General features: G+C 71.9%; 23 protein-coding genes. 12 read left to right on the plus strand and 11 right to left on the minus strand.

Annotated elements, in window-relative coordinates; translation table 11 throughout:
- Window positions 1-70: 70 nt before the first annotated feature.
- The 4 genes from AB0877_RS13455 to AB0877_RS13470 all read right to left on the minus strand — a co-directional run bounded on the left by AB0877_RS13455 (window position 71) and on the right by AB0877_RS13470 (window position 4358).
- Window positions 71-1702, minus strand: a complete 1632-nt coding sequence (locus AB0877_RS13455) for a cytochrome b N-terminal domain-containing protein (protein WP_366608837.1) — start codon at window positions 1700-1702, stop codon at window positions 71-73.
- Entirely contained in the window at window positions 1699-2787 is a 1089-nt protein-coding gene (locus tag AB0877_RS13460; protein WP_366608838.1) for a Rieske 2Fe-2S domain-containing protein, read from the minus strand. The genes AB0877_RS13455 and AB0877_RS13460 overlap by 4 nt, the downstream gene beginning before the upstream one ends.
- 64 nt (window positions 2788-2851) lie before the next feature.
- A complete protein-coding gene (locus tag AB0877_RS13465; protein WP_366608839.1) occupies window positions 2852-3688 on the minus strand; it encodes a cytochrome c in 837 nt (278 codons plus the stop codon).
- 70 nt (window positions 3689-3758) lie between these two features.
- Window positions 3759-4358, minus strand: a complete 600-nt coding sequence (locus AB0877_RS13470; RefSeq protein ID WP_238642380.1) for a heme-copper oxidase subunit III — start codon at window positions 4356-4358, stop codon at window positions 3759-3761.
- Between the two features lie 99 nt (window positions 4359-4457).
- Here AB0877_RS13470 and AB0877_RS13475 point away from each other — a divergent pair, with 99 nt between their 5' ends.
- The 4 genes from AB0877_RS13475 (at window position 4458) to AB0877_RS13490 (ending at window position 7548) form a co-directional block, all read left to right on the plus strand.
- Window positions 4458-5387, plus strand: a complete 930-nt coding sequence (locus AB0877_RS13475; RefSeq protein ID WP_328655243.1) for a cytochrome c oxidase assembly protein — start codon at window positions 4458-4460, stop codon at window positions 5385-5387.
- Window positions 5388-5494: 107 nt separating this feature from the next.
- Window positions 5495-5890: a hypothetical protein gene (locus AB0877_RS13480; RefSeq protein WP_366608840.1), complete on the plus strand. Its 396-nt coding sequence runs from the start codon at window positions 5495-5497 to the stop codon at window positions 5888-5890.
- Between the two features lie 91 nt (window positions 5891-5981).
- Entirely contained in the window at window positions 5982-7031 is a 1050-nt protein-coding gene (trpD, locus tag AB0877_RS13485; RefSeq protein WP_366608841.1) for an anthranilate phosphoribosyltransferase, read from the plus strand.
- Window positions 7032-7347: 316 nt separating this feature from the next.
- Window positions 7348-7548 (plus strand): hypothetical protein, encoded by a 201-nt coding sequence (locus tag AB0877_RS13490; protein ID WP_366608842.1) that lies wholly within the window; start codon window positions 7348-7350, stop codon window positions 7546-7548.
- 113 nt (window positions 7549-7661) lie between these two features.
- Here the strand turns inward: AB0877_RS13490 and AB0877_RS13495 are convergent, their stop codons facing one another.
- Both AB0877_RS13495 and coxB read right to left on the minus strand, forming a co-directional pair.
- On the minus strand, window positions 7662-8087 hold the full coding sequence (locus AB0877_RS13495; RefSeq protein ID WP_366608843.1) for a cytochrome c oxidase subunit 4: 426 nt from the start codon (window positions 8085-8087) through the stop codon (window positions 7662-7664).
- Window positions 8088-8096: 9 nt separating this feature from the next.
- Complete coding sequence (gene coxB / locus AB0877_RS13500) at window positions 8097-9068, minus strand: cytochrome c oxidase subunit II (RefSeq protein WP_366608844.1); 972 nt, start codon at window positions 9066-9068, stop codon at window positions 8097-8099.
- Between the two features lie 230 nt (window positions 9069-9298).
- On the opposite strand from coxB, the gene AB0877_RS13505 reads away from it, so the two are divergent.
- Complete coding sequence (locus tag AB0877_RS13505) at window positions 9299-10450, plus strand: aminotransferase class V-fold PLP-dependent enzyme (protein WP_366608845.1); 1152 nt, start codon at window positions 9299-9301, stop codon at window positions 10448-10450.
- Window positions 10447-10680, plus strand: coding sequence for a sulfurtransferase TusA family protein (locus AB0877_RS13510; protein ID WP_366608846.1), 234 nt, complete (start codon window positions 10447-10449; stop codon window positions 10678-10680). The genes AB0877_RS13505 and AB0877_RS13510 overlap by 4 nt, the downstream gene beginning before the upstream one ends.
- 413 nt (window positions 10681-11093) lie before the next feature.
- Here AB0877_RS13510 and AB0877_RS13515 read toward each other — a convergent pair whose 3' ends face one another.
- The 3 genes from AB0877_RS13515 to AB0877_RS13525 all read right to left on the minus strand — a co-directional run bounded on the left by AB0877_RS13515 (window position 11094) and on the right by AB0877_RS13525 (window position 13950).
- On the minus strand, window positions 11094-12074 hold the full coding sequence (locus tag AB0877_RS13515; protein WP_124820724.1) for a carbohydrate kinase family protein: 981 nt from the start codon (window positions 12072-12074) through the stop codon (window positions 11094-11096).
- Window positions 12075-12261: 187 nt separating this feature from the next.
- Entirely contained in the window at window positions 12262-12630 is a 369-nt protein-coding gene (gene erpA, locus AB0877_RS13520) for an iron-sulfur cluster insertion protein ErpA (protein WP_091407494.1), read from the minus strand.
- Between the two features lie 180 nt (window positions 12631-12810).
- Complete coding sequence (locus tag AB0877_RS13525; protein WP_366609037.1) at window positions 12811-13950, minus strand: glycerate kinase; 1140 nt, start codon at window positions 13948-13950, stop codon at window positions 12811-12813.
- A 68-nt stretch (window positions 13951-14018) separates the two neighbouring features.
- Between AB0877_RS13525 and nadA the strand changes: the two genes are divergently transcribed.
- The 6 genes from nadA to AB0877_RS13555 all read left to right on the plus strand — a co-directional run bounded on the left by nadA (window position 14019) and on the right by AB0877_RS13555 (window position 24603).
- A complete protein-coding gene (nadA, locus tag AB0877_RS13530; protein ID WP_366608847.1) occupies window positions 14019-15218 on the plus strand; it encodes a quinolinate synthase NadA in 1200 nt (399 codons plus the stop codon).
- 213 nt (window positions 15219-15431) lie between these two features.
- Complete coding sequence (murA, locus tag AB0877_RS13535) at window positions 15432-16787, plus strand: UDP-N-acetylglucosamine 1-carboxyvinyltransferase (RefSeq protein ID WP_366608848.1); 1356 nt, start codon at window positions 15432-15434, stop codon at window positions 16785-16787.
- A 113-nt stretch (window positions 16788-16900) separates the two neighbouring features.
- Complete coding sequence (locus AB0877_RS13540; protein ID WP_366608849.1) at window positions 16901-17494, plus strand: DUF3043 domain-containing protein; 594 nt, start codon at window positions 16901-16903, stop codon at window positions 17492-17494.
- Window positions 17495-17669: 175 nt separating this feature from the next.
- Entirely contained in the window at window positions 17670-18230 is a 561-nt protein-coding gene (locus tag AB0877_RS13545) for an XRE family transcriptional regulator (RefSeq protein ID WP_366608850.1), read from the plus strand.
- A 383-nt stretch (window positions 18231-18613) separates the two neighbouring features.
- Window positions 18614-23560: a WG repeat-containing protein gene (locus tag AB0877_RS13550; RefSeq protein WP_366608851.1), complete on the plus strand. Its 4947-nt coding sequence runs from the start codon at window positions 18614-18616 to the stop codon at window positions 23558-23560.
- 44 nt (window positions 23561-23604) lie between these two features.
- Window positions 23605-24603, plus strand: coding sequence for an aldo/keto reductase family protein (locus AB0877_RS13555; RefSeq protein ID WP_355007754.1), 999 nt, complete (start codon window positions 23605-23607; stop codon window positions 24601-24603).
- Between the two features lie 117 nt (window positions 24604-24720).
- Here AB0877_RS13555 and AB0877_RS13560 read toward each other — a convergent pair whose 3' ends face one another.
- Both AB0877_RS13560 and AB0877_RS13565 read right to left on the minus strand, forming a co-directional pair.
- The gene (locus AB0877_RS13560) at window positions 24721-25518 is read right to left on the minus strand and encodes a site-2 protease family protein (RefSeq protein ID WP_366608852.1); all 798 of its coding nucleotides are present in this window, start codon (window positions 25516-25518) and stop codon (window positions 24721-24723) included.
- Window positions 25518-25718: a hypothetical protein gene (locus tag AB0877_RS13565; protein WP_007463228.1), complete on the minus strand. Its 201-nt coding sequence runs from the start codon at window positions 25716-25718 to the stop codon at window positions 25518-25520. The genes AB0877_RS13560 and AB0877_RS13565 overlap by 1 nt, the downstream gene beginning before the upstream one ends.
- Window positions 25719-25728 lie beyond the last annotated feature (10 nt).

Below are 25728 nucleotides of genomic sequence, written 5' to 3' on the forward strand. Positions count from 1 at the left end.
CGGAGGGGTGGATACGTCGGGGCGCCCGCCGGAATCCGGCGGGCGCCCCACAAACGGTGTGACCGGGCGGTCAGCGGCGGCTCTCGCCGCTGCCGATCTCCTCGCGCTCCGGTCGGGCCTCGACCGGGGGGTGCCCCGGCGAGACCGGTGCCTCGACCGGCTTCTCGATCGGGTAGAAGAAGCCCCGGATGGCCGGGCCGAGGGCCCCCAGCCGGTTCATCTTCTTGGGCACGACCCAGCCGACGTAGTCCAGTTCGCCGTGACCGTCCGCGTGCCCGTTGGACGCGCTGAGCGGCTGGTGCACCTCGACGAACCGGCCGTCCGGCAGGCGCCGGATGATGCCGGTCTCGACGCCGTGCGCAAGCACCTCCCGGTCGTGCTGCTGCAGACCCAGGCAGAGCCGGTAGGTGACGTAGTACGCCAGCGGCGGGACCACCAGCAGGCCGATACGGCCCGCCCAGGTCATCGCGTTCAAGCTGATCTGGAACTTGTCGGCGATCACGTCGTTGGCGCCGGAGAGCGTCAGCACGATGTAGAACGAGACGGCCATCGCGCCGACGGCGGTCCGGGCCGGAGCGTCCCGGGGCCGCTGGAGCAGGTTGTGGCTCTTGCGGTCCTTGAGGTGCCGGGCTTCCAGGAACGGGTACATCGTGGAGAGGCCCACCAGGATGCCGGGCAGCACGACGGTCGGCCAGAACAGCGGCGGGATGACGTACCCGTCGCCGAGCGGGATGTTGATCTCCCAGGCCGGCATGAGTCGGGTCGACCCGTCGAGGAACATGACGTACCAGTCGGGCTGGCTGGCGGCCGAGACCACCCACGCCTCGTACGGCCCGAACAACCAGATCGGGTTGATCTGGAACAGACCGCCCATCAGCGCGATGACGCCGAAGACGACCATGAAGAAGCCGCCCTGCTTCAGCGCGTACCGCGGGAACATCCGCTCGCCGACCACGTTGTTGTTGGTCCGGCCGGGGCCGGGCCACTGCGTGTGCTTCTGCTTGAAGACCAGACCCAGGTGGACGCTGATCAGCGCGACCAGCAGACCCGGGATGAGCAGCACGTGGGCGATGAAGAACCGGCTGATGATGATCGTGCCCGGGAACTCGCCTCCGAAGATCGACGAGGTGACCCAGGAGCCGACGACCGGGATGGACAGCATGATCGCCGAGGCGATCCGCAGACCCGTGCCGGACAGGCCGTCGTCCGGCAGCGAGTAGCCGCTGAAGCCGGCCAGGAAGCCCACCCAGAACAGCAGCGAACCGATGATCCAGTTGGTCTCGCGCGGCTTGCGGAAGGCACCGGTGAAGAAGACCCGCAGCATGTGCACGACGATCGCGGCCATGAACAGCAGCGCCGACCAGTGGTGCATCTGCCGCATCACCAGACCGCCCCGGACATCGAACGAGATGTCCAGGCTGGAGGCGTACGCGGCGGACATCGGGGTGCCCTGCAACGGCGCGTAGCTGCCGTTGTAGACCACCTCGGTCATCGCCGGCTCGAAGAAGAAGGTGAGGAACACACCGGTCAGCAGCAGCACGACGAACGAGAACAGCGCGATCTCGCCGAGCAGGAAGGACCAGTGGTCCGGGAAGACCTTGTTCAGCAGCTTGCGCAGCGGGGTGGCCACCGCGAAGCGGTCGTCCACTCCCACCGCGGCCTTGCCCGGCGTCGCCGCAAGGTCAAACTTTCGACGCTTCATGGCCGCTCCCAGAAATCAGGCCCGACGGTCTCGGTGAAGTCGGACTTCGCCACGAAGAAGCCCTCGGAGTCTACCTCGATCGGCAGCTGCGGCAGCCGCCGGCTGGCGGGGCCGAAGACTGGCCGGGCGTTGTCGGTGATCAGGAACTGGGACTGGTGGCACGGGCAGAGCAGCCGGTTGGTCTGCTGCTCGTACAGGCTGGCCGGGCATCCCGCGTGCGTGCAGATCTTGGAGAACGCCGCGTAGTTGCCCCACATGTAGTCGCCGTGACCAACCTTCTCGTTGGCCCGGCGCGACTCCTGCGCGTCCGAGTCGCGGAGGTGGATCAGCAGCGTCGGCGAGTCGGCGTGCTTGTTGCTCACGCCGTGGTCGATGCCGGGGAAGACGGTCAGCTGCCCACCGGTGCTGATGTCCGCCGGGCGGATCGGCCGGCCGTCCTCGCGGACCAGGCGGATCCGCTGGCCGCCCTCGGGCGTGGCGAACCCGGTGGTGAACATCTGGTTGTTCTTGTGCGGCTGCGAGATCAGGCCCCCGACCAGCGGCGCCGCGGCGACCGCGGCGACCGGCGCGAGGCCGGCCAGCAGCGAGATGCCGAGCAGGGGGCGACGCTTCACGCCCAGCTCGTCCGCCATGTAGAGCATGGTCTGGCCGGTGATGGTGCGGCCTTCGGAGTCGACCTGACCTTCGTGCCGGTCCTGGATCGAGACCTCCTTGGGCAGCAACTTCTTGCCCCAGGTCAGGATGCCGAAGCCGACGGCGAGCAGCGCCACGCCGAGGGTGAAGCCGAGCAGCGGGGTGTAGAACTTGTCGCCGCCCCGGCCCGCCTCGTACTGCCACGGCCACCAGATGTAGATGGCCAGGAAGGCGGTCGCGGCAAGGCCGGTGATCAGGAAGAAGCCGGCAACCACCCGGGTCAGCCGACGCTCCGCCTTGGTGCCCGGCAGCACCTGCGGCTCGTAGTGGACGATCTCGATGTCGTCCCGCCGTGCGCCCTCGCGAACGATGTCGAACCGGGTGAGTCTGGGGTCGTTCACGTCGAGCGGCTCCGGGCCCTGTGCGGCCTGGTGCTCGGGGTGGGTGCTCATGCCGTCACCTCGCTACGGGTGGCGCCGAGCGGCACCACAGCACTGAATCGGATGGCCTGCTCGATCACGACTTACCCGCGATCCACAGGCTGGCGAAGACGAGCGCGACGATGCCGACCAGGAAGATCGCCAGGCCCTCGGTGGACGGGCCGTACCGTCCGAGGTTGAACCCACCCGGGTCCTGGTCGTGCTTCAGCGTCTCCTGGATGTAGGCGATGATGTCGGCCTTCTGCTCCGGCCGGAGCTGGTTGTCGCCGAACACCGGCATGTTCTGCGGGCCACTCAGCATCGCCGCGTAGATCTGACGGTCGGTCGCGGGGTGCAGGCTCGGGGCGAACTTGCCCGAGGAGAGCGCACCACCGCCGCCACCGAAGGCGTGGCACTGCGAGCAGTTGATCCGGAACAGCTCACCGCCGGCGGCGATGTTGCCGTCCTCGCGGAGGTCGTCGCCCTCGGGCACGACCGGGCCGCCGCCAAGCTCCTGGACGTACTGGGCCAGCTGACGGGTCTGCTCGTCGGTGAAGACCGGGGGCTTGCGGTGCGCCTGGGCCTCCTGGCGGGCCAGCGGCATCCGCCCGGAGCTGACCTGGAACTCGACCGATGCCGCGCCGACGCCGATCAGGCTCGGCCCGCGGCCCTCGACGCCCTGGGCGTTACGGCCGTGGCAGGTCACGCAGCTCACGTCGAACAGCGCCTTGCCCTCGGCTGCGGCGCCGGTCAGCTGCGGGTTGTCCTGCGCCTGGGCGCCCGGGGCGAAGATGGTGTACGCGCCACCGGCGAGCATCAGCGCGGCGATCAGCCGGACCGCGGCGCCCAGCCGGCGGCGGCCCCTGCTGCGCGCGGCGGGCCGCTCGCGCAACCGCGCGAGCAGACCGCGTCGGCGGTCGTTGTCAGAAGTCATGAGCGGTGTCCTTAACCGGTTGGACCTGTCTCAGGGGACGGAGCAGCAGCGCGGAATGTGACGCGCAAGATCACTGGAGCCAGTAGATCATGGCGTACAGCCCGATCCACACGACGTCGACGAAGTGCCAGTAGTACGACACGACGATCGCCGAGGTCGCCTGCGCCGGAGTGAACCGGCCCATGGTCGTACGGACCATGAAGATGATGAAGGCGATCAGACCACCGGTCACGTGCAGGCCGTGGAAGCCGGTGGTCAGGTAGAACACCGACCCGTACCCGTCTTCGTTGATCTTGACGCCGTCGGCGACCAGGTGCCGGTACTCGTTCAACTGGCCGAGGACGAAGATCAGGCCCATCACGAAGGTGACGGTGAACCAGCGCCGCAGCGCGTGCACGTCACCCTTCTCCGCCGCGAAGACGCCGAGCTGGCACGTCACCGAGGACAGCACCAGGATCACCGTGAAGGTGGTCGCGTACGGGATGTTCAGCGCCTCGGTGTGCTTCTCCCACTGCTCCGGCGCAGCCGCGCGGATGGAGAAGTACATCGCGAACAGCGCCGCGAAGAACATGAGTTCACTGGAGAGCCACACGATCGTCCCGACGCTGACCATGTTTGGTCGGGTCAGAGAGTGGATCCGGCTCTTGTCAATGGCTGGGGCCGCAGTCACGCCGTCATTATTGCCCCTGACCGGGGCCGCCGATCAGCGGGGTGGCAAACCTGCGCCTTCCGTGGCCCGAGCGTCAGGGTCCGGTTCGCCTGGCCTAGCCTGAAAAGCGTGCTGCACGTCGATCCGATCTTCGCCGCCACCTCGGCCCCGCCGCCGTTCACCGTCGGCGCGGTGCTGACCGAGACCCGGCTGGACAGCTGGCTGGCCCTCGGCCTGGTGCTCGCCGCCGGCCTGTACCTCTACGGGGTGTACCGGCTGCGCCTGCGCGGCGACCGATGGCCGGTCGCCCGCACCGTCTTCTTCCTCGGCCCCGGCCTGGGCGGCATCGCGCTGGTCACGGTCAGCGGGCTGCACGCGTACGACACCGCGCTGCTGTCCGTGCACATGATCCAGCACATGGTGCTGTCCATGGTGGCGCCGATCTTCCTGGCCCTGGGCGCGCCGATGACGCTGGCCCTGCGCACCCTGCCGGTCGGGCCACGCAAGCGCCTGCTCGCGATCGTGCACAGCCGGGTCGCCCGGGTCTACAGCTTCCCGCTGGTGGCGTTCGCCATCTTCGTGGTCAACCCGTTCGTGCTGTACTTCAGTGACCTGTACCGCTACACCCTCGAACACGCCTGGGCGCACGAGCTGGTGCACGCGCACTTCATCATGACCGGCTGCGTGTTCTTCTGGCCGCTGCTCGGCCTCGACCCGCTGCCCGGCCGTTGGCCGTACCCGGCGCGCGCGCTGCTGATGCTGCTCTCCGTGCCGTTCCACACAGTGCTCGGCCTCACCATCATGCAGAGCAGCACGCTCTTCGGCGGCGACTGGTACCCCTCGCTCAACCTCGGTTGGGTCGACCCCTGGCAGGACCAGGTGGTCGCCGGCGGCATCCTCTGGGCCGGTGGCGAGTTCGTCAGTGTGACCATGCTCGCGGTGCTGGTGGTGCAGTGGGTCAAGCAGTCCGAGCGGGAGGCCCGCCGGGTGGACCGCGAGCTGGACCGCCAGGAGGCCCGCGAACGCGCCGCCGACGCCGCGCCGGCCTGAGCTGCCCGGACGGTACGCCCGACGCGCGACGTCGGGCGGGATGTCGGCTACGTCACGCCGACCGGTACGATCTGCGGGCAGCTACGAGGTGGAAGCGGAGTCCTGGCATGACCGATCGTCTTTGCACCGTGTTGCTCTACAGCGACGACCCGCAGGTCCGTGATCGGATGCGGATGGCCGTCGGCCCCCGGCCCGCTCCCGGTCTGCAGATCGAGTTCGTCGAGGCGTCGACCTACGCGGAGACCATCCGGCTGGTCGACGACTACGAGATCGACCTGCTGCTGCTCGACGGTGAGGCGAGCCCGGGCGGCGGCATCGGCATCGCCCGGCAGATCAAGGACGACCGGGACGACGCTCCCCCGACCTGCCTGGTGATCGCCCGCGCCGCGGACCGATGGCTCGCCGCGTACGCCGAGGTCGACGCGACGCTGGTGCACCCGCTCGACCCGGTGACCACCGGCGGCACGGTGGCCGAGCTGCTGCGGACGCACGCACCCGCCTGACGTCCCCCGCTCCTCCGGCACCCCCACGGCGCCGGATCTCCTCGGCGCCGGTTCCAGCCCACCCGCACTTCGCATGCTCGGGAGGCCCGCCATGGGCGATCGGACCTGGCCGCACCTGCTCAACGCGCTGCTGCGCGGTGACGAACTCTCCACCGCCGACACCGCCTGGGCGATGGACGAGATCATGACCGGCTCGGCGAGCGCGGCGCAGATCGCGGCCTTTGCCGTGGCGCTGCGGGCCAAGGGTGAGACGCCCGCCGAGGTGGCCGGCCTGGTGGAGGCGATGCTCGGTCGCGCGGTCCCGGTGGCGCTCCCCGAGGAGCTTCGCCGCACCGCGCTCGACGTGGTCGGCACCGGCGGTGACCTCGCCCACACGGTGAACATCTCCACGATGACCGCGCTGGTGGTCGCCGGCACGGGCGTCCGGGTCGTGAAGCACGGCAACCGGGCCGCCTCCTCCCTGTGCGGCACCGCCGACCTGCTGGAGTTTCTCGGCATCCCGCTGGATCTCGGCCCGGAGCAGGTTGCCCGCTGTGTCGAGGAGGCCGGCATCGGGTTCTGCTTCGCGGCCCGCTTCCACCCCGGGATGCGGCACGCCGGCCCGGTCCGCCGCGAGGTGGGCGTGCCCACCTTCTTCAACTTCCTCGGCCCGCTGACCAACCCCGCCCGACCCCGCGCCGGCGCGGTCGGCTGCTTCGACCTGCGGATGGCCCCGGTCATGGCCAGCGTGTTCGCCGCCCGTGGCGACTCGGCGATCGTGATGCGCGGCGAGGACGGGCTGGACGAGTTCACCACCGCCGCCCCCACCCGGATCTGGGCGGCCCAGGGCGGCACCGTACGCGAGGTCGTGCTGGACGCGACGGACCTGGGGGTACCCCGGTCCACCCTGGCGGACCTGCGCGGCGGTGACGCCGCGTACAACGCGGGCGTGGCCCGCCGCCTGCTGGCCGGCGAGACGGGCCCGGTCCGGGACGCCGTGCTGGTCAACTCGGCGGCGGCGCTGGCCACCCAGGGCCCGCTGGACGGCGACCTGACCGAGGCGCTGCGCGCCGGCCTGGCCCGTGCGGCCGAGGCGATCGACTCCGGCGCGGCCGCCGCGACCCTGGACCGCTGGATCGACACCGCCAACGGCGCCGCCTGACCGCACCTCCACCGGACCCGGCAACGCCGTCCGCAGTAGGGCCCGGGGCGTGATCGCAGTAGCGCCCGGGGCGTGATCGCAGTAGCGCCCGGGGCGTGATCAACTCGGATTTCTTGAATCTGCGGTGTCGGGGCCGCTCCCATGCCCCGACCTCGTCGAAGTCGGGTGGATCACGCGTGGATGCCGGCGAGCGGATGACGGTGCGCGGAGATTTGTCGGACCCGTCTGGGAAACTACAGCTGAGTAGTTTTCTGCTGCCGTCGGTGTGTCTCTGTCGCATCCGGGGGCGGCCCGCCTGAAGTGAGAGGAGACGCCGGTGTCGCACCGCGATCTCTACTGCGACGTCTGCGAGGGCGTGGCGCCGTTCGAGCCGCCGCCCTGCGTCGACGGCCACGGCACCGACTGTCCCGAGCTGATCTGCACCGGCTGCGGCGCCGCCGTGGTGGTCAGCGCGTTCGCCGTCCCGGTCATCCGGTTGGCCGCCCGCCGCCAGCCCGTCCGCCGCCGCGCCGCCTGACCACAAGCACCGCAGGCCCACCCCGGCGGGGTGGCGCATGACCGAAGGCCCGCTCCCCCACTGGGGAACGGGCCTTCGTCGTGCCGGGTCGGTCGCGACGGCGACCGGGTGCGTCAGTGCTCGGCGGTACGCCGGGTGCCGCTGTAGTACTCGAACAGGAGCCCGCAGGCGGAGAAGACGACAGCCACCAGGCCGGCACCGATCAGCCAGTACTGCCAGAACACCATGCCGAGCGCGGCGATCGCGGCGGCCAGCGCCAGACCGAACGGCCAGTAGCTGCCCGGGCTGAAGAAGCCGACCTCACCAGCGCCGTCGGCGATCTCGGCGTCCGGGCGGTCCTCCGGGCGCAGGTCGATGCGGCGGGACACGAACCAGAAGAAGCCACCGCACATCGAGCAGAGCAGGAACGACAGCAGCAGGGCGACGGTGCCGACCCACTCGACGCCGCCCGACTCCCCGTGCGTCCAGGCACCGTAGAGGATGGTGGCGCCGAAGAGGAACCCGGCGATGATCAGGAAGATACGCCACTCGGTCTTCATTCCGCTGCCTCAGCTTCCGGTGCGGGCCGGAACGTCGTCCGGGTTGAAGTTGTCCTGCGTGCGCCGCGTGTCGAACGGCTTGGTGGTCGTCGCGTACGGCTCTTCACCGATCGCGGACAGCGCATCCTGGGTCGACTTGCCGCTCTGCTTGGCCGCGAGGAACTGGTCGTACTTCTCCGGCGAGACCACCCGCAGCTCGAAGTTCATGAACGCGTGGTAGCTGCCGCACAGTTCGGCGCAACGCCCGACGTAGGCGCCCTCGGCGTCCAGGCTCGAAACCTCGAACACGTTGCGGATCTTGCCCGGCATGACGTCCCGCTTGAAGAGCAGCTCCGGCACCCAGAACGAGTGGATGACGTCGCGGCTGGTCTCCTCGAACCGGATGGACCGGTTGGTCGGCAGCACCAGCACCGGGATGACCTCGCTGGTGCCGAGCGTCGACGCGGTGGTGCGGGCTTCCGTGCCCTGGCCGTCCCGGTAGTTGAACTGCCAGTTCCACTTGAACGCGACGACCTCGACCGTGACGTCCGGGTTCTTCGACAACTTGTCGACGTCGGTCTGCACGATCGCCGTGTAGTAGAAGAGCACGGAGACGATCAGGATCGGCGCGATGGTGTAGAGGAACTCCATCGGCATGTTGTAGCGGGTCTGCACCGGCAGCGCGTTGCCACGCTTGCGGTAGCGCACGACGCACCAGAAGATCAGGCCCCACACGAAGACGCCGACCGCGAGCGCGGCGATGCAGGAGGCGATCCACAGGTCGTACATCCGCTTGGACTCCGGCGAGATGCCGCCCTGCGGCCAGCCGAAGCCGTGGAACGTCTGACCGACGTCACAGCCCGTGAGCAGAACCAGCAACGCCACGCCACCGAGACCGAGCCCGGCCAGGCGACCAGCACCACGCCCCCGGCGTCCACCAACCCCTGGGGAAGCGCTGTGCCGTACGGCCGACGGCCGTACCTCCGAACTCCTTGCGACCACCTGGTCCTGCCTCCCTAGCGCGCCGCGGTGCGTCTTTCCTCAGCACCCGCGGCAAAGGCGTCACCGACGGTCGCAGATTACTCGACCATGACGGACTCGGCCGTGGTGGGGTCACTGTCCGACCCCCATCGGGGGGATCCTAGGCATACCGCCGCGATAGCGTCTTGGTCTGTGAGCGCGAGGAGCGAGCCGGGGTTGCGAGCCCCGCAGTCGCGAACGAAGGCAGGTCTGTGAGCGCATCCCCGGTCTACCTGGACGCGGCGACCGCCGCGCCGATGCATCCGGTCGCGCGGCAGGCTCTGCTGGCCGCGCTCGACGACGGCTGGGCCGACCCGGGCAAGCTGTATACGCAGGCCCGGCGGGCCCGACAACTGCTCGACGCCGCCCGTGAGGCCACCGCGGTGACGCTCGGCGTCCGCGCCGATGAGGTCTCCTTCACCCCCAGTGGTACGACCGCGGCCCACGGCGCGGTGCTCGGCGGCCTGGCGGGGCGACGCCGGGTCGGGTCGACGCTGGTGCACTCGGCGATCGAGCACTCGGCGGTACTGCACGCGGCGGAACGGCACGTCGGAGCCGGCGGGACGGCCGCCGCGGTGCCGGTCGACCGGTCGGGCCGGCTGGACCTGACCGCGTGGTCGACCGCCGTTCAGGCCCCGGGGGTCGCGCTGGCCGCGTTGATCACTGCCAGTCACGAGGTGGGAACGGTGCAGCCGGTCGCCGAGGCGGCGGCGGCCTGTGCCGACGTGGGCGTGCCGCTGTACGTGGACGCTGCGCAGTCGGTGGGCCGGGTACCTCTGCCGGCCGGCTGGTCGGTGCTCACGGCGAGCGCCCACAAGTGGGGTGGGCCACCCGGCGTGGGGGTGCTGGCGGTCCGCAAGGGCACTCGCTGGGAGTCACCCTGGCCGGCCGACGAGCGGGAGAGCGGACGTACCCCCGGGGTGGTGAATTTGCCGGCGGTCGTGGCGGCGGCGGCGAGCCTGCGGGCGGCGGCGGCCGACGCGGCGGCCGAGGCGACCAGGTTGGCCGCCCTGGTGGACCGGGTCCGGGAGCGGGTCGCGGCGGAGGTGCCCGACGTGGAGGTGGTCGGCGACCCGGTGCTCCGGCTCCCGCACCTGGTCACCTTCTCCTGCCTGTACGTGGACGGGGAGGCGTTGCTGCACGCCCTGGACCGGCGGGGCTTCGCCGTGTCGTCCGGCTCGTCCTGCACCTCGTCCACGTTGCGTCCGTCGCACGTGTTGGAGGCGATGGGAGTGCTCTCGCACGGCAACGTTCGGGTCAGCCTGCACCGGGAGACGACCGAGGCGGACGTCGAGCGGTTCCTGGCCGAACTGCCGGGGATCGTCGCCGGGCTGCGCGCCGAGGCCGGGGTGGTGGGGCTGTGACAGCGCCCGACGAGGTGATCGACTGCCGGGGGCAACGCTGCCCGCTGCCGGTGATCGCTGCGGCGCGACGGATGCCCGAGGTACCGGTCGGCACCGTGGTCCGGGTGCTGGCCGACGACCCGGCGGCGGCGGTCGACATCCCCGCCTGGTGCCGGATGCGCGGCCAGGAGTTCCTCGGCCCCGTCGACGCCCCCGAAGGCCCCGCCTACGACATCCGCCGAACGAAGTAACCCCACCCCGCGCTTTCGCAACGTCCGCACGGCCGCACGCCCGCGCCCCGCACCCCCGCACCCCCGCACCCCCGAACCCCCGCACCCCCGCACCCCCGCACCCCCGCGTCGATCACGGAGTTGTGGTGGTGGACGAAAGCCACGTAAGGCGACTATTCGGCCACCACAACTCCATGATCGACGAGAGCAGAGGCGGGCGGGGCGGGTTGAGGCGGGGCGGCAGAGCCTGAGGCTCCGCCCCTAGACCCTCGCCCTACCTCACCCACGCGATCTTGCAGTTTCTGCGGGGACAGAAGTACGCATAAGCCGCGAACCGACGACAGAAAGTGCAAGATCGCGGGGGCGAGGGGCGCGGGCGAGGGGCGCGGGGCGAGGGGCGCGGGGGCCTGGGGGCCTGGGGCGCGGGGGCTGGGTTAGGCCGGGAGGAGGTGGGGGCGGACCTCTTCGGCTGCGGTGTCGCCGTAGGACTCGGCCAGGCGCTTGACGAACAGGTCGCGGCGGACGTCGTACTCCTGGGTGCCGACGGTCTCCAGGACCAGCGTGGCCAGCAGCGAGCCGACCTGGGCGGCGCGTTCCAGGCCCAGGCCCCAGGAGAGCGCGGTGAAGAAGCCGGCCCGGAAGCCGTCGCCGACGCCGGTCGGGTCGACCGCCCGGATCTCCCGCGCGATCGGTACGTGGATCGGGTCGATGCCGCGCCCGGCGATCTCCACACCGTGCTTGCCCAGCGTGGTGACCCGTACCTTGACCAGGTCCAGCAGTTGGTCGTCGCTGAGCTGCGCCTTGCTCTGCAGCAGCGACTTCTCGTAGTCGTTGGTCATCAGGTACTCGGCGCCTTCGATCAGCGCCACCACGTCCTCGCCGGGCATCCGGGCGAGCTGCTGGGACGGGTCGGCGGCGAAGGCGTACCCGCGGGTGCGGCACTCGGCGGAGTGGCGCAGCATCGCCTCGGGGTCGTTCGCGCCGACCAGCACCAGGTCCAGACCGCCGAGGCGGTCGGCGACGGGGGCCAGCTCGATGTTGCGGGCCTCGCTCATCGCACCGGCGTAGAACGACGCGATCTGGCACATGTCGGTGTCGGTGGTGCAGACGAAGCGGGCGGTGTGCGCCACCTCGCTGATGTGCACCGAGTCGCAGTCCACACCGTGGCGCTCCAGCCAGGAGCGGTAGTCGGCGAAGTCGGCGCCGACCGCGCCGAGCAGCACCGGGCGCAGCCCGAGCTGACCCATTCCGAAGGAGATGTTCGCCGCCACGCCGCCGCGGCGGAGCACCAGGTCGTCCACCAGGAAGGAGAGGGACACCTTGTGCAGTTGATCGGCGATGAGCTGGTCGGCGAAGCGACCGGGGAAGCTCATCAGGTGATCGGTGGCGATCGAGCCGGTGACGGCGATCTTCATGTCAACCCTCAGGGTCGGGAGCAGGGCGCGGTCAGCCTACCGGGACGGCAACGCGATGGTCACCGCTCGGTCGGACAACGGCAACCAGCCCGCCACGGCCCGCTCGCGGGCCGGTGCGACAGCCGACCGGTACGGCGATGGGGCCGTCCCGAAGAACGGCCCCATCGTCGTTGAGGTGTGGTGTGACTCAGTTGAACGAGTCACCGCAGGCGCAGGAGCTGCCCGCGTTGGGGTTGTCGATGGTGAAGCCCTGAGCGTCGATCCGGTCGGCGAAGTCGATCGTCGCGCCGGAAAGGTACGGGGCGCTCATCCGGTCGACGACGACCTCGACACCACCGAAGTCGGTCACGACGTCACCGTCGAGCGAACGCTCGTCGAAGAAGAGCTGGTACCGCAGGCCGGAGCAGCCGCCCGGCTGCACGGCGACGCGGAGCCGCAGGTCGTCGCGGCCCTCCTGCTCGATCAGGGCCTTGACCTTCTGCGCCGCGACGTCGGTGAGGACGACGGAAGTAGGGGCCTTGGCCTCGGTCGACTCGGTCTGCGCTGGCGTGGTCACGTGGAAGTCTCCCTGCGCGGTTTGGGTCCGGACGCACTGGCCAACGTCGCGCGCCGTCCAGTGATTCCCGGTTGTGGTCCTCAACCGATCGTACGCTGCCTTGGCCGGGCCCACCCGCGTGGCGTGACCCCCGCCGCAGGTCGACCCCGGTCGGGGCGGGCGCTCGGGCGGCCGGAACGCTCAGCGGCTCCACTGCCGGGCCAGTCGGGCCCCCAGTTCCCGCAGCCCCTCCGCGGGTCGGCTCAGCGCCGCGTCGAGCCCGCCGGCCTCCTCGCCGCCGAAGTGCTCCACCAGGCTGTACGCGTCGGTCACCCCGGCTGAGGCGGCCTCCCGCCGGCCGGTGCTCACCTGCCCGGCCACCACCACGCAGGGCACTCCGCGGTCGCGGGCGGCGTTGGCCACCCCGGCGACGACCTTGCCACGTAGCGACTGGTGGTCGAACGACCCCTCACCGGTGATCACCAGGTCGGCGGTGTCCAGCGCGGCGTCGAGGCGGGTGGCCCGGGTGACCAGGCCGATCCCCGACTCGCAGTCGCCGCCCAGGGCGAGCAGCGCCGCGCCGATGCCGCCGGCCGCCCCGCCCCCGGGCAGCGCGCCGAGCCCCGTCGGGCAGCCGGCCAGGTCCTTTTCCAGCACCGCCGCGAAACGCTCCAGGGCCGCGTCGAGCAGTAACACGTCGGCACGGTCGGCGCCCTTCTGCGGGCCGAACACGTTGCTGGCGCCGTGCAGGCCGAGCAGGGGGTTGTCCACGTCGGTGGCCGCGACCAGCCGGACGCCACGCAGCCGGGGCGCGCCGTCCAGCGCGTCGACGGCGGCGAGCGCCGCCCCGCCGTACGGCAGCGCGGCGCCGCCCTGGTCGAGGGGGGTGACGCCCAGCGCGGCGAGCATTCCGGCGCCGGCGTCGTTGGTGCCGGAGCCACCCAGCCCGATCACCACGGCGCGGGCACCGCTCTCCACCGCTGCGGCCACCAACAGACCCAGCCCGTACGAGGTGGTGGTCTTCGGGTCGCGTTCGGCCGCGGAGAGCAGGTGCAGACCGCACGCCTGCGCGCTCTCCAGATAGGCGGTCGAGCCGTCGGCGGTGAGCAGGATCTCACCGGCCGCCGGCCGGCCCAGCGGGTCGACCGTCGACACCGGCACCCGTCGACCACCGAGGGCCTCGGCGAGCACCTCCACGAAGCCCGGCCCGCCGTCGGCGAGCGGCCGGATCAGCAGATCGTCTCCGTCGGTGACGGTGCGCCAACCGGCCGCGACGGCGGCGGCCACCTCCGGTGCGGACAGGGTGCCGGCGAACTTGTCCGGGCAGAGCAGCACGCGCATGCCGAGCAGTGTGGCAGCCCACACCGAGCGAGGCTGCGGCGCGCTCGCGCTGTGGGACCATGGGCTACGTGACTTCGACCTGGGTGGAACCCTCCAACACGGCGACGGCTCTGCTGCTGCTCGGCCGGGGCAGCGACCCCGACACCGAGCGCGGCGTCGAGTGTCCGGGCGACCTGCCGGCGCCCAGCGACCCGGATCTGGTGGCCCGCGCCACCGCCGCGAAGGCGAAGCTGGGCAGCAAGGTCTTCGTGCTGGGGCACCACTACCAGCGCGACGAGGTGATCCAGTTCGCCGATGTGACGGGTGACTCGTTCAAGCTGGCCCGGGAGGCCGCGGCCCGCCCGGACGCGGAGTACATCGTCTTCTGCGGTGTGCACTTCATGGCCGAGAGCGCGGACATCCTGACCACCGACGCCCAGCGGGTGATCCTGCCGGACCTCGCGGCGGGTTGCTCGATGGCGGACATGGCCGTGCTGGGCCAGGTCGAGGCCGCGTGGGACACGCTGACCGAGCTGGGCATCGCCGGCGACACGGTCCCGGTGACGTACATGAACTCCTCGGCCGACATCAAGGGTTTCGTGGGCCGCAACGGCGGCGTGGTCTGCACCTCGTCCAACGCCAAGCGCGCCCTGGACTGGGCCTTCGAGCAGGGGTCGAAGGTGCTCTTCCTGCCGGATCAGCACCTGGGCCGTAACACGGCGGTGCTGGAGATGGGCCTGTCGCTGGACGACTGCGTCCTCTACGACCCGCACAAGCCCGGCGGCGGGCTCACCCCGGAGCAACTGCGCGACGCCAAGATGATCCTGTGGCGGGGGCACTGCTCGGTGCACGGCCGGTTCACCCTGGAGAGCGTCAACGACGTACGGGAGCGGGTGCCCGGGGTCAACGTCCTGGTCCACCCGGAGTGCCGGCACGAGGTGGTGACGGCCTCCGACCACGTCGGGTCCACCGAATACATCATCAAGACCATCGAGGCGGCTCCGGCCGGCTCGGCGTGGGCGCTCGGCACCGAGCTGAACCTGGTCCGCCGGCTCGCGCTGGCGCACCCGGACAAGCAGATCATGTTCCTGGACAAGGCCGTCTGCTACTGCTCGACGATGAACCGGATCGATCTGCCGCACCTGGTCTGGGCCCTGGAGGAGCTGGTCGCGGGCCGGGTGGTCAACCAGATCACGGTGGACGCCGACACCGCGCACCACGCCCGGGTGGCGCTTGACCAGATGCTCGCGTTGCCCGGCGCGGACACCCCACCGCCGGCGGTGTCCTGATCACGATGCGTAGCGCTCTTGGTACGCAAAAGTGCCGGATCACCGATTAATGCCACACACGCCGATGTGACCGAGTCCTTTTTCGTCACCGAGGGCTATGCTGCCCAAGCGACGACACACGCGAGCCGTTTCGATGTGGCCGCATCCGGGGTAGCGACGACGTTCAGGCGCCCCACCAATCAACACAGCAGCACCGACGCGCTGGAGGTTGCGTTGACCGACGACGTCCTGGTTGTGCACGGAGGCACTCCGCTCGAAGGGCGGATCCGCGTGCGCGGCGCGAAGAACCTGGTATCGAAGGCGATGGTCGCCGCGCTTCTCGGCGACAGCCCGAGCCGATTGTTCGACGTGCCGAAGATCCGTGACGTCGAGGTGGTGCGCGGTCTGCTCGGCCTGCACGGCGTCAAGGTCACCGACGGCACCGAGGACGGCGAGCTCGTCTTCGACCCGGCGAACGTGGAGAGCGCCAGCACCGACCAGATCAACGTGCACGCCGGTTCCAGCCGGATCCCGATCCTGTTCTGCGGCCCGCTGCTGCACCGCCTCGGGCACGCGTTCATCCCGGATCTGGGCGGCTGCCACATCGGCCCGCGTCCGATCGACTTCCACCTGCAGGCACTGCGCGAGTTCGGCGCGACTGTCGAGAAGCGGCCCGAGGGGTTGCACCTGTCCGCGCCGAACGGGCTGCACGGCACCAAGTTCGCCCTGCCGTACCCGAGCGTCGGCGCCACCGAGCAGGTGCTGCTGACCGCCGTGATGGCCGAGGGCGTCACCGAGCTGCGCAACGCCGCGGTGGAGCCGGAGATCATCGACCTGATCTGCATCCTGCAGAAGATGGGCGCGATCATCAAGGTCCACACCGACCGGGTGATCGAGATTCAGGGCGTGCCCAAGCTGCACGGCTACACCCACCGGCCGATCCCGGACCGGATCGAGGCGGCGAGCTGGGCGGCCGCCGCCCTGGCCACCCGTGGTCACGTCGAGGTGCTGGGCGCTCAGCAGGCCGACATGATGACCTTCCTGAACATCTTCCGCTCGGTCGGCGGCGAGTACGAGGTCACCGACGCCCGCGCGCCGAAGCTGGGCGACCCGGGTCAGGAGGGCGGCATCCGCTTCTGGCACCCGGGTGGCGAGCTGAACGCGGTGGCGCTGGAGACCGACGTGCACCCCGGCTTCATGACCGACTGGCAGCAGCCGCTGGTGGTGGCGCTGACCCAGGCCCGCGGTCTGTCGATCGTCCACGAGACGGTCTACGAGCAGCGGCTGGGCTACACCGAGGCGCTCAACTCGATGGGCGCCAACATCCAGGTCTACCGGGACTGCCTCGGCGGCACCCCGTGCCGCTTCGGCCGGCGTAACTTCAAGCACTCCGCCGTGATCGCCGGGCCGAGCAAGCTGCACGCCGCCGACCTGGTCATCCCGGACCTGCGCGCCGGGTTCAGCCACCTGATCGCGGCGCTCGCGGCCGAGGGCACCTCCCGGGTGTACGGCGTGGACCTGATCAACCGGGGCTACGAGGACTTCGAGGCGAAGCTCGCCGACCTGGGCGCGCACGTCGAGCGTCCGTAACGTCGCTCACCACCGTTCGGCTCCGACGGCTCCAGGTCGCGCTGCGACCTGGAGCCGTCGGCCGCTGTACCCGCGATGTGCACCGGGCGTGGACCGTTGGCTACCCTTGCCGCGTGCCGTCGCTCTTTCGCCGCAAGTCCACCGACCTCGTCGACGAGGCCGTCACCTCGGTGACCCCCGAGGAGACCGCTGAGCGTCCCCGGGGTTACACCCCGGCCAAGGGTCGGGAGACGCCCAAGCGGCCGACCGTCGGCCGTCGCCCGGCCGGCCCGAGCCGCCCCCTCACCAAGGAGGAGGAGCGGGAGCGCCGCCGGCAACTGCGTGCCGAGGCGGCGTCGGAGTTCCGCCGCGAGGGTGGCCCCCGCGACCGTGGCCCGGAGCGGCTGCTGGCCCGCAACGTGGTCGACTCCCGGCGTACCGTCGGCACCTGGTTCTTCGGCGGCGCGCTGATCGTGCTGGTCGGTTCGAACGCGGCCATGCCGCCGGTGGTCCGGCTGGTCTCCAACGTGCTCTGGGGAGCGCTGGCGTTGGGTGTGGTCGTCGACTCGGTGCTGATCTGCCGCAAGATCAGCAAGTTGGTCCGGGAGCGCTTCCCGAAGACCAACCAGCGGATGGGCTCGCTCTTCCTCTACGCGGTCATGCGGTCGATCACCTTCCGCCGGATGCGCGCACCGGCGCCTCAGGTCAAGCTGGGCGACAAGGTCTGACCTGCGGGCGGGCCATCGGCACACCTCCACGATCCGCACGACATCGGCGAAACTGCTGCCTCAGACATCTGCGAGGCAGCAGTTTCGCCGTAACTGCGCGGATCGTGCCGTGCGTTCTTCATGCTGAACGGGCCGTTGTTCGACAGACCGAACATGTGACCAATGGAGCGAAGGCATGCCTTCGGAACCGGCTGCCCCCCTGGCCACCATCGCCGCCGCCCTACGCCGGGAGCGGGAACGGGTCGGCATCTCGCTGACCGAGCTGGCCCGCCGAGCGGGGGTGGCCAAGTCCACCCTCTCCCAACTGGAGTCGGGCACCGGAAACCCGAGTGTGGAGACGCTCTGGGCGCTGGGCGTCGCGCTCGGCGTGCCGTTCAGCCGGCTGGTGGAGCCCGTCGACGACGGCGTACGGGTCGTCCGGGCCGGGGACGGGCCGCACGTCCGCTCGGAGCAGGCCGACTTCAGCGGAACGCTGCTCAGCGCCGGTGCGGCGCACCTGCGCCGGGACCTCTACCTGATCAGGCTCGAACCCGGCGCGGTCCGGGCCGGGCACGGACACACACCCCGCAGTATCGAGCACGTGGTGGTCGCCGCCGGCCGGCTGCGGGTCGGACCCGAGGCGGCACCGGTCGAACTCGAACCCGGCGACTACGCCACGTTCCCCGGCGACGCCCCGCACCGTTACGAGGCGCTCGCTCCCGGTACGTTCGCCGTCCTCGTCATGGAGCACCCCTGAACTCGGACGGCGATCCCGCCGCAGCCGGGCGCTCTTCCGGTGCGGTAAGGTCGGAGGTCAGATTGGCTTATACGCCCAAATGTCCGAAACCAATGGGATAACGTTTGCGCTGGCGCGCGGCACCACAGTGGCGGTGAGCGAGCCCGCGCCGTTACCCTCCATCCGCAGCCACGGCCTGCCGGAGCGGCAATCTGACCGGCGCGTGCGGCCCCAGCGCGACAATTTGCAACGAGGTGACAACGCGTGAGCGAGCGGACGCGAGCCGGCCACCGGGGCGTGGCAGGCGGCGACCGGACGCCCAGCGGTCACCCGACGGCGGCTGCGGACACCTCACCCCCGGCGAGGATCGGCCGAGCGGCCGGGTGCGGCGACGGGCTCGACGGATGAACGGCCGCTACTCCGACCGGTGGTCAGACCCGAACGAGCCGTCCTGGGTGGTCGAGCCGACCACCGAGTGGCACCCCCAGTTCCCCGGCCAGCGTTACGCCGGGGACATCGGCAGGCCGCACCAGCCACCACCGCGCGGCCGTGCGACGGTCACCGGTCGCGCCGAGGTGCCGCCGCTGGCGCCCACCCGCCCGGACGGCACCTACCTCGGCCGGTCCTGGTCCGACGAACCACCGGCGGAACAGGCGCCGCACGGCCGTTCCTGGGGGGACGACGAGCCGGGTGAGGCATCGGCCTACAGCCGACTCCGCAGCGACGATTTCGCGGCCGACACGTCCGTCTACGGCCGGCCGGACAGCGCTGACTCCCGCCACTACGACCACGAGCCGTACCGTCGTCCGCTGCCCGAGCCACCCCGCCGCGACGACCGCCGCTCGCCCGAGTCGGACCGACGGACCGCCTGGTCCGAGCGACGCCCCGCCGACGAGCGGGGGCCCGCGCGGGAAGCCGCCTGGCACCGGGACCAGCCCAACCCCGAGCGGTACGACAGTCGCGGCCCCCGGCCGGAGCCGGCCGAACGGGATCGGGGTTACCGGGGATCCCCGCCGGTCTCCCCCGCGCCCCGGCCCGAACCCGGCTGGGTGCCCGAGCCGGACGACACACCACGTCGGCGCGGCACGCCGGAACGACCCGCCGCTGGTCACGAACGGCACACCGCCGACGGGTACGGCGTCCGACCCAGCCGCGACCACGACGGCCGTGTCGCCGACGGGGTCGACCCGTGGGCGTCAGCGGACGGCCGCACGCGCTACCGCGCCGACGGGTATCCGGACCGGCCCGCCGACGACCTGCGCCGCCCGGAGCCGCGCTACCGCGCGGATGAGGGGATCGGCGCAGCGCCCTCACCCAACGGTGGACGACGGCGTCGCCCCGAGCCGGACCTGCCCGACCCGTCGCGCCTCGACAACGACCGGCGGCGGCCCGACACCGAGCCGCACCGGCAGCAACCCCGTGAGGCGGCCGCCCGCGCCGAGGCGTACCCGGACCGGCGACCCCGCGAGCAGGCCCGCCCGGACGGGTACCGCGACAACGGGTATCGCGAGGACGCACCCCGTGAGGACGCGTACCGCGAGCCCCGGCCGCAGCCGGGCCACCGGTCGGACGGCAGTCTGCCCTGGCCAGCACCGGGTCCGGTGCGCCAGGACCGCACCTCGGACCGCACCCGGGAGCCCGGCCACCGCACCCCGGACCCGTACCGCAGCTCCGATCCCCACCGCACGACGGACCCGTACCGCGGCACCGAGCCGGGCGTGTCCTCGCGGCCGGCCGCACGGTACGACGAGCGACCGGTACGTCCGGCCGCCACGGCGCCGCCCACCTCCGACCGCGCCATGCCGGTCTCTCCGGAGCGACCCGTGTCGCCGGCACCCGTCTCCCCCGCTTGGGACCGACCGGTGTCAGCCGCCCTGGCCACCCCGCACCACCCGGTGTCACCGGCACCCGACTCCCCCACCCCCCGAGGCTGGGACCGACCGGTGTCGGCCGTTCCCGTCTCTCCGGCCTCCGACCGGCCGGTCTCGGGGCCACCCGCCGCGCGCCTGCGGATGGAGTACCTGCCCGCGCCGGTGGACCCGCCCGGTGCCGACGATCGCTCGGACACCCCGCCGGCATCGGGACGCCGACCGCTGGCCGAACCACCACCGGCACCCGGGCCGCACCCCGCTGCGCCGCCGCGTTACCCCGAGCCGGACAGCCGGGACCGTCCGGTGGACCAGCGGCGCGGCGAGGAGCAGCGCCCGGACCGCCGTCAGGTCGGCGAACCGTTGGCCGGCACCCCACCGACCGACCGCCGCCCGACCTCTCCGGACCGCTCGCCCCCGGCGGAGCGGCCGCACCCCGCCGAGCGCCCGGCCGCGCCGGATCGAGCGGCCGCGCAACAGCGCCCGTACCCGCCGGAGCGACTGGCACCGACGGCGGACGCCCGCCCGTCGGTGGCCCCGCCACCCACCTGGCAGGCACCGCCGCCGCCGGCGACCCGGTCCGACCCGCCCCCGGCCGACCCGAGCCCGGTGGCTCCGCAGCCGGCGACCCCGCAGCCACCGACGGCGGAGGTCGAGCCGGTGCTCCCGCCGGCCCCCGGTACGCCGCGCCGCTACGTGCCCCCGCCGCCCACGGACGAGCCGGTGGCGCCCGTTCACGAGCCGGACGACGTCCCGGGCGCCCGCGGACCAGAGGCGTGGTTCAGCCCCGCTCAGTCCGCCGCCTCCGACCAGGCCGAGCCTGCGACGGACCAGCGGTCGTTCGACCAGGCCGAGCCCGCGACGGACCAGCGGTCGTTCGACCAGGCCGAGCCTCCGACGCACCAGCGGTCGTCCGATCCGGTCGACGACGACGCGACGGCCGGCGACCCCGACCTTGCCGCGACACCGGACGGGCAGACGTCGTCGGCGGCCGACACCTATCTCGGCGTGGCCGGCGAGCACCCCAGCGGATCGGCATCGGACGACGTGTCCGACCCGGTCTCCGCGCCGCCCGTCGACCCGGTGTCCGGTGCCCCACGGTTCTGGGCGGACGACCTGGACGACGACCCGCAGCCCGGGTTCGACACCGAGACTGTGGAGGGCGACCAGCCCGTCTCCGGCGCACCTGTCGTCGCGATGCCCCACCAGCGGACCGAAGCCGACCTCGACGCCGAGGGCGAGACCGACCAGCAGCCTGTCGCCGCTTCGCCCAGCGCGGCCACCGATCCGGTCGCCCACGACCCGACGGACGAACTCGCGCCACCCGACGGGCCGACGGACGCGATCGACGATCCGAGCGCGAGCCCGACGGACGGCTCGGGAGTCGACGAGTGGCGGGGCGACGCGGCGACGCACGTCACGGCTGCGGACGACACCAGCCCGCCGGTCTCCGCACCGCCGGTCTACGCGCCGCCAGCATTGGTCACGCCGGTCTCCGCACCGCCGGTCTCGGCACCGCCCGCCTCGGTCACGCCGGTCTCCGCACCGCCCGCCTCCGCGCCGCCAGCATTGGTCACGCCGGTCTCCGCGCCGCCGTTCTCGGCACCGCCGGTATCCGCACCGCCCGCCTCGGTCACGCCGGTCTCCGTTCCTCCGGCACCGCCGGTATCGGCACCGCCGGTGTCTGTCCCACCCGCGGCACCCGTCTCCGGGCCGCCCCTCTCCGCCGCGCCCGTCTCCGGGCCGCCGACATCGACCGCGCCGGTGTCCGCACCACCCGCCTCAGCGCAGCAGTACTCCGTAGCGCCCGTATCCGCGCCACCGGCACAGCCGTACTCCGGGGCACCGGTCTCCGCACCGCCGGCACCCGCAGCAGAACCCGCCTCCGCGCCGCCGGCCTCGACACCACCGCCCGCGGCGCCCGTCTCCGGCCCCCCGGCGTCGACAGCTCCGTCCGCGCCGCCAGCATCGGTGGTGCCGACCTCCGGACTGCCAGCGTCGACAGCTCCGACGTCCGCGCCGCCAGCATCCGTGGTGCCGACCTCCGGACCGCCAGCGTCGGTGGTGCCGACCTCCGCGCCGCCGGCGTCGGCCGTACCCGGCCCGAGGAGCGGCTCGCACGGGGAGCACGAGCAGGAGTCCGCGCCACCCGACGAAGCACCGCCGGTGGTGACCCGTCCGTCGCTGGCCGACCCGGGCGACCCGGAGCAGGTGCTGGCCGCGTACCGGTGGCGGTTGGACCCGGTCACTCTGCGCGAGGAGCTGACGGGGCCGGACGACCTGCGGGCCATCCGTCGGCGGCTGACCGAGAAGTTGGGCTCGGCGGTCGACAACCGTGCGCGGGCCCGGCTGCTCAGCCTGCGGGCGGTGGCCTCGCGGATCCTCGGCGACCTGGACGACGCGCTGGCCGACGGTCGGCTCGCCCTCACCTACGCCGAGGCCACCGGCGAGCTGCGCCGGACCGCGCTGGCCCAGGCCCGGCTGGCCCATGTGCTGCGCTGGCGCGGCGACTTCGCCGAGGCCGACCAGCTCTTCGCCCAGGCCAACTCGATCGAGTTGCCCGACCGGCTACGGGCCGCGCTGCACGAGCACGCCGGGCGGTCGTGTTACGACCAGGGGCGGCTCATGGAGGCGTGCGAGCACTTCGAGAAGGCGCTCGACCTGCGCGGCGCGGGCGACGCCGAACTGTTGGACCGGGTCCGGGTCGCCCTCGACGCGGTCACCGTCCGGGCCGGGGCGGATGGCTTCGGGGCGTACCCCCGGGGTCGGGACGAGGTGCTCGACCGGGACCGACCCCCGTTGCCGGACCGGGACGGGTCGCTGTGGGGTTACACCAGCCAGGACGGCGACGTGGTCGTCCCCGCCCGGTACGCCGAGGCGCAGCCCTTCCACGACGGGCTGGCCTGGGTCCGCCGGCCGGACACCGACCGCTGGTCGCTGATCAACCTGCTCGGTACGACGGTGATCCCGCCGTCCTTCCGGGCCGCGCAGCCGTTCAGCGACGGCCTGGCCTGGGTGGTCGGCGAGGGTGGCTGGACGGCGATCGACGCGACCGGGGCGGTGCAGGTCGCGCCCAACTTCGCCGAGGTACGACCGTTCCGGCGTGGGCTGGCCGCGGTGAAGCGCGAGGGTTGGGGGGCGGTCGACCGGACCGGTCGGGTCATCGTGCCCACCCGCTACCACGGCTTCGTCACCGAGTTGGCCGACGGCCAGAAGATCGACGGGTTCACCGACGAAGGGCTCGCCGTGGTCGACGTGGCGGGTCGACGGGGCGTGGTGGACCGCACCGGCGCGGTGCTGGTCCCGCCGGCGCACCCGATGCTGGTCATCCACCCGGTGGCGTTCCTGGTCGAGAGCGACAACGGGCGGTGGGGCGCGCTGGACCGGCGCGGTGTGCCGCTCATCGATCCGGTGCACCGCGATCGCGCCGAGGTGCTGGAGGAGATCGACCGGCTACTCACCGACGCCAACCCGGTGCTCTGAGTCGCCGGTCGCCGGTGTTGATCCACTGGGGCTAGGGTCGGTACATGGAATTCCGACACCTGGGCCGCTCCGGCCTGATGGTCAGCGAGATCTCGTACGGCAACTGGATCACCCACGGTTCGCAGGTCGAGGAGGACGCGGCGTTCGCCTGCGTCCGGGCCGCTCTCGACGCGGGGATCACCACCTTCGACACCGCCGACGTGTACGCCGGCACCCGGGCCGAGGACGTGCTCGGCCGGGCGTTGCAGAACGAGCGCCGTGAGGGCCTGGAGATCTTCACCAAGGTCTACTGGCCGACCGGGCCCGGCCGCAACGACCGGGGCCTGTCCCGCAAGCACATCATGGAGTCGATCAACGGCTCGCTGCGCCGACTGCGCACCGACTACGTGGACCTCTACCAGGCCCACCGGTACGACTACAGCACCCCGCTGGAGGAGACGATGGAGGCGTTCGCCGACGTCGTCCACTCCGGCAAGGCGCACTACATCGGCGTCTCCGAGTGGACCGCCGCCCAGCTGCGCGCCGCCCACCCGCTCGCCCGGGAGCTGCACGTCCCGCTGGTGTCCAACCAGCCGCAGTACTCGCTGCTCTGGCGGGTCATCGAGACCGAGGTCGTGCCCGCCAGCGAGGAGCTGGGCATCGGGCAGATCGTCTGGTCGCCGATGGCGCAGGGCGTGCTCTCCGGCAAGTACCTGCCGGGCCAGCCGCCGCCGGCCGGTTCCCGGGCCACCGACGAGAAGTCGGGCGCGGGCTTCATCTCCCGGTTCATGAACGACGACGTGCTGACCCGGGTCCAGCAGCTCAAGCCCCTCGCCGAGCAGGCCGGGCTCAGCATGGCCCAGCTCGCCGTGGCGTGGGTGCTGCAGAACCCGAACGTCTCGTCGGCGATCATCGGCGCGTCCCGCCCCGAGCAGGTGCACGACAACGTGAAGGCGGCCGGGGTCAAGCTCGACGCCGACCTGCTCACGGCGATCGACGACATCGTCGAGCCGATCGTCGAGCGGGACGCGGCGAAGACCGAGTCCCCCGCGCAGCGTCCCTGACGGTGTTTCCGGCCCGGCCGACGCGAATCCCTCGCGCCGACCGGGCCGGGTCAGGTCCGCCGGTCAGGTCAGGTCAGGTCCGCCGGCCGGGTCAGGTCCGGCCGGCCGCCGGGCCGGTCAGCTCTGCCAGAAGCGGATCAGCTCCAGGCCGGTGGCGTACAGCCACGACGGCAGGCCGAGCAGGTCACCGACCGCGAAGACGGCGTCGAAGAACCAGCCGCCGATGCGCGGGTTCCACAGCAGCGCGAAGAGCAGAATGAAGCCGTACGGCGCGAACAGGTCGTACATCTTGCGCCACTGCGGGTTGAGCCACGGCTGGATCATGTTGCCGCCGTCCAGGCCGGGCACCGGCAGCAGGTTCAGCACGCTGGCGGTGAGCTGGAGGAAGGCGAGCAGCGCCACCCCGGCCCAGAACTCCACCGGACCACCCGACCGGGTGCCCACCTGCACCGCCGCCACCAACACCAGCGTGAACAGCACGTTCGTCGCCGGGCCGGCGAGGCTGACCAGGGTGTGCCGCAGTCGACCGGGGATGGCGTGCCGGTCCACCCAGACCGCTCCACCGGGCAGGCCGATGCCGCCGAGCAGCACCACCACCACCGGCAGCACGATCGACAGCAACGGGTGGGTGTACTTCAACGGGTTGAGCGTCAGGTAGCCGCGATGGGCGATGTCCCGGTCGCCGGCCCGGTAGGCCACCACCGCGTGGGCGTACTCGTGCAGGCAGAGCGACACCAGCCAGCCGGACACCACGAAGAGGAACACGTTGAACCGGACGTTGCCGTACCCGTTCCAGGTCAGCACGCCGCTGACCGCGAAGAGCGCGACCAGGCCGAGGAAGACCGGGCTGGGCCGGAACGCCGCCCTGGGCACGCCGAGGACCAGCGGGTCGCCGCCCGGGCGGTCGTAGGCCATCACTCGGCCGTGGGCAGCAGGCTCATCCGGTAGTCCACCCGGTCGTCCTCCACGAGCGCGACCGAGGTGACGCCGGACGCCGCGAGCTCCCGCCAGGTCTGACCGATCCAGGATTCGGCGTCGGCCTGGCTGCCGAACGACTCCGCCGGTCCCTCGACCGTCTGGCCGTCCGTGCCCTCGTACCGCCAGCTCCACGCCATGCCGCGTCTC

The organism is Micromonospora sp. NPDC047644, from assembly GCF_040704315.1.
GTDB lineage: Bacteria > Actinomycetota > Actinomycetes > Mycobacteriales > Micromonosporaceae > Micromonospora.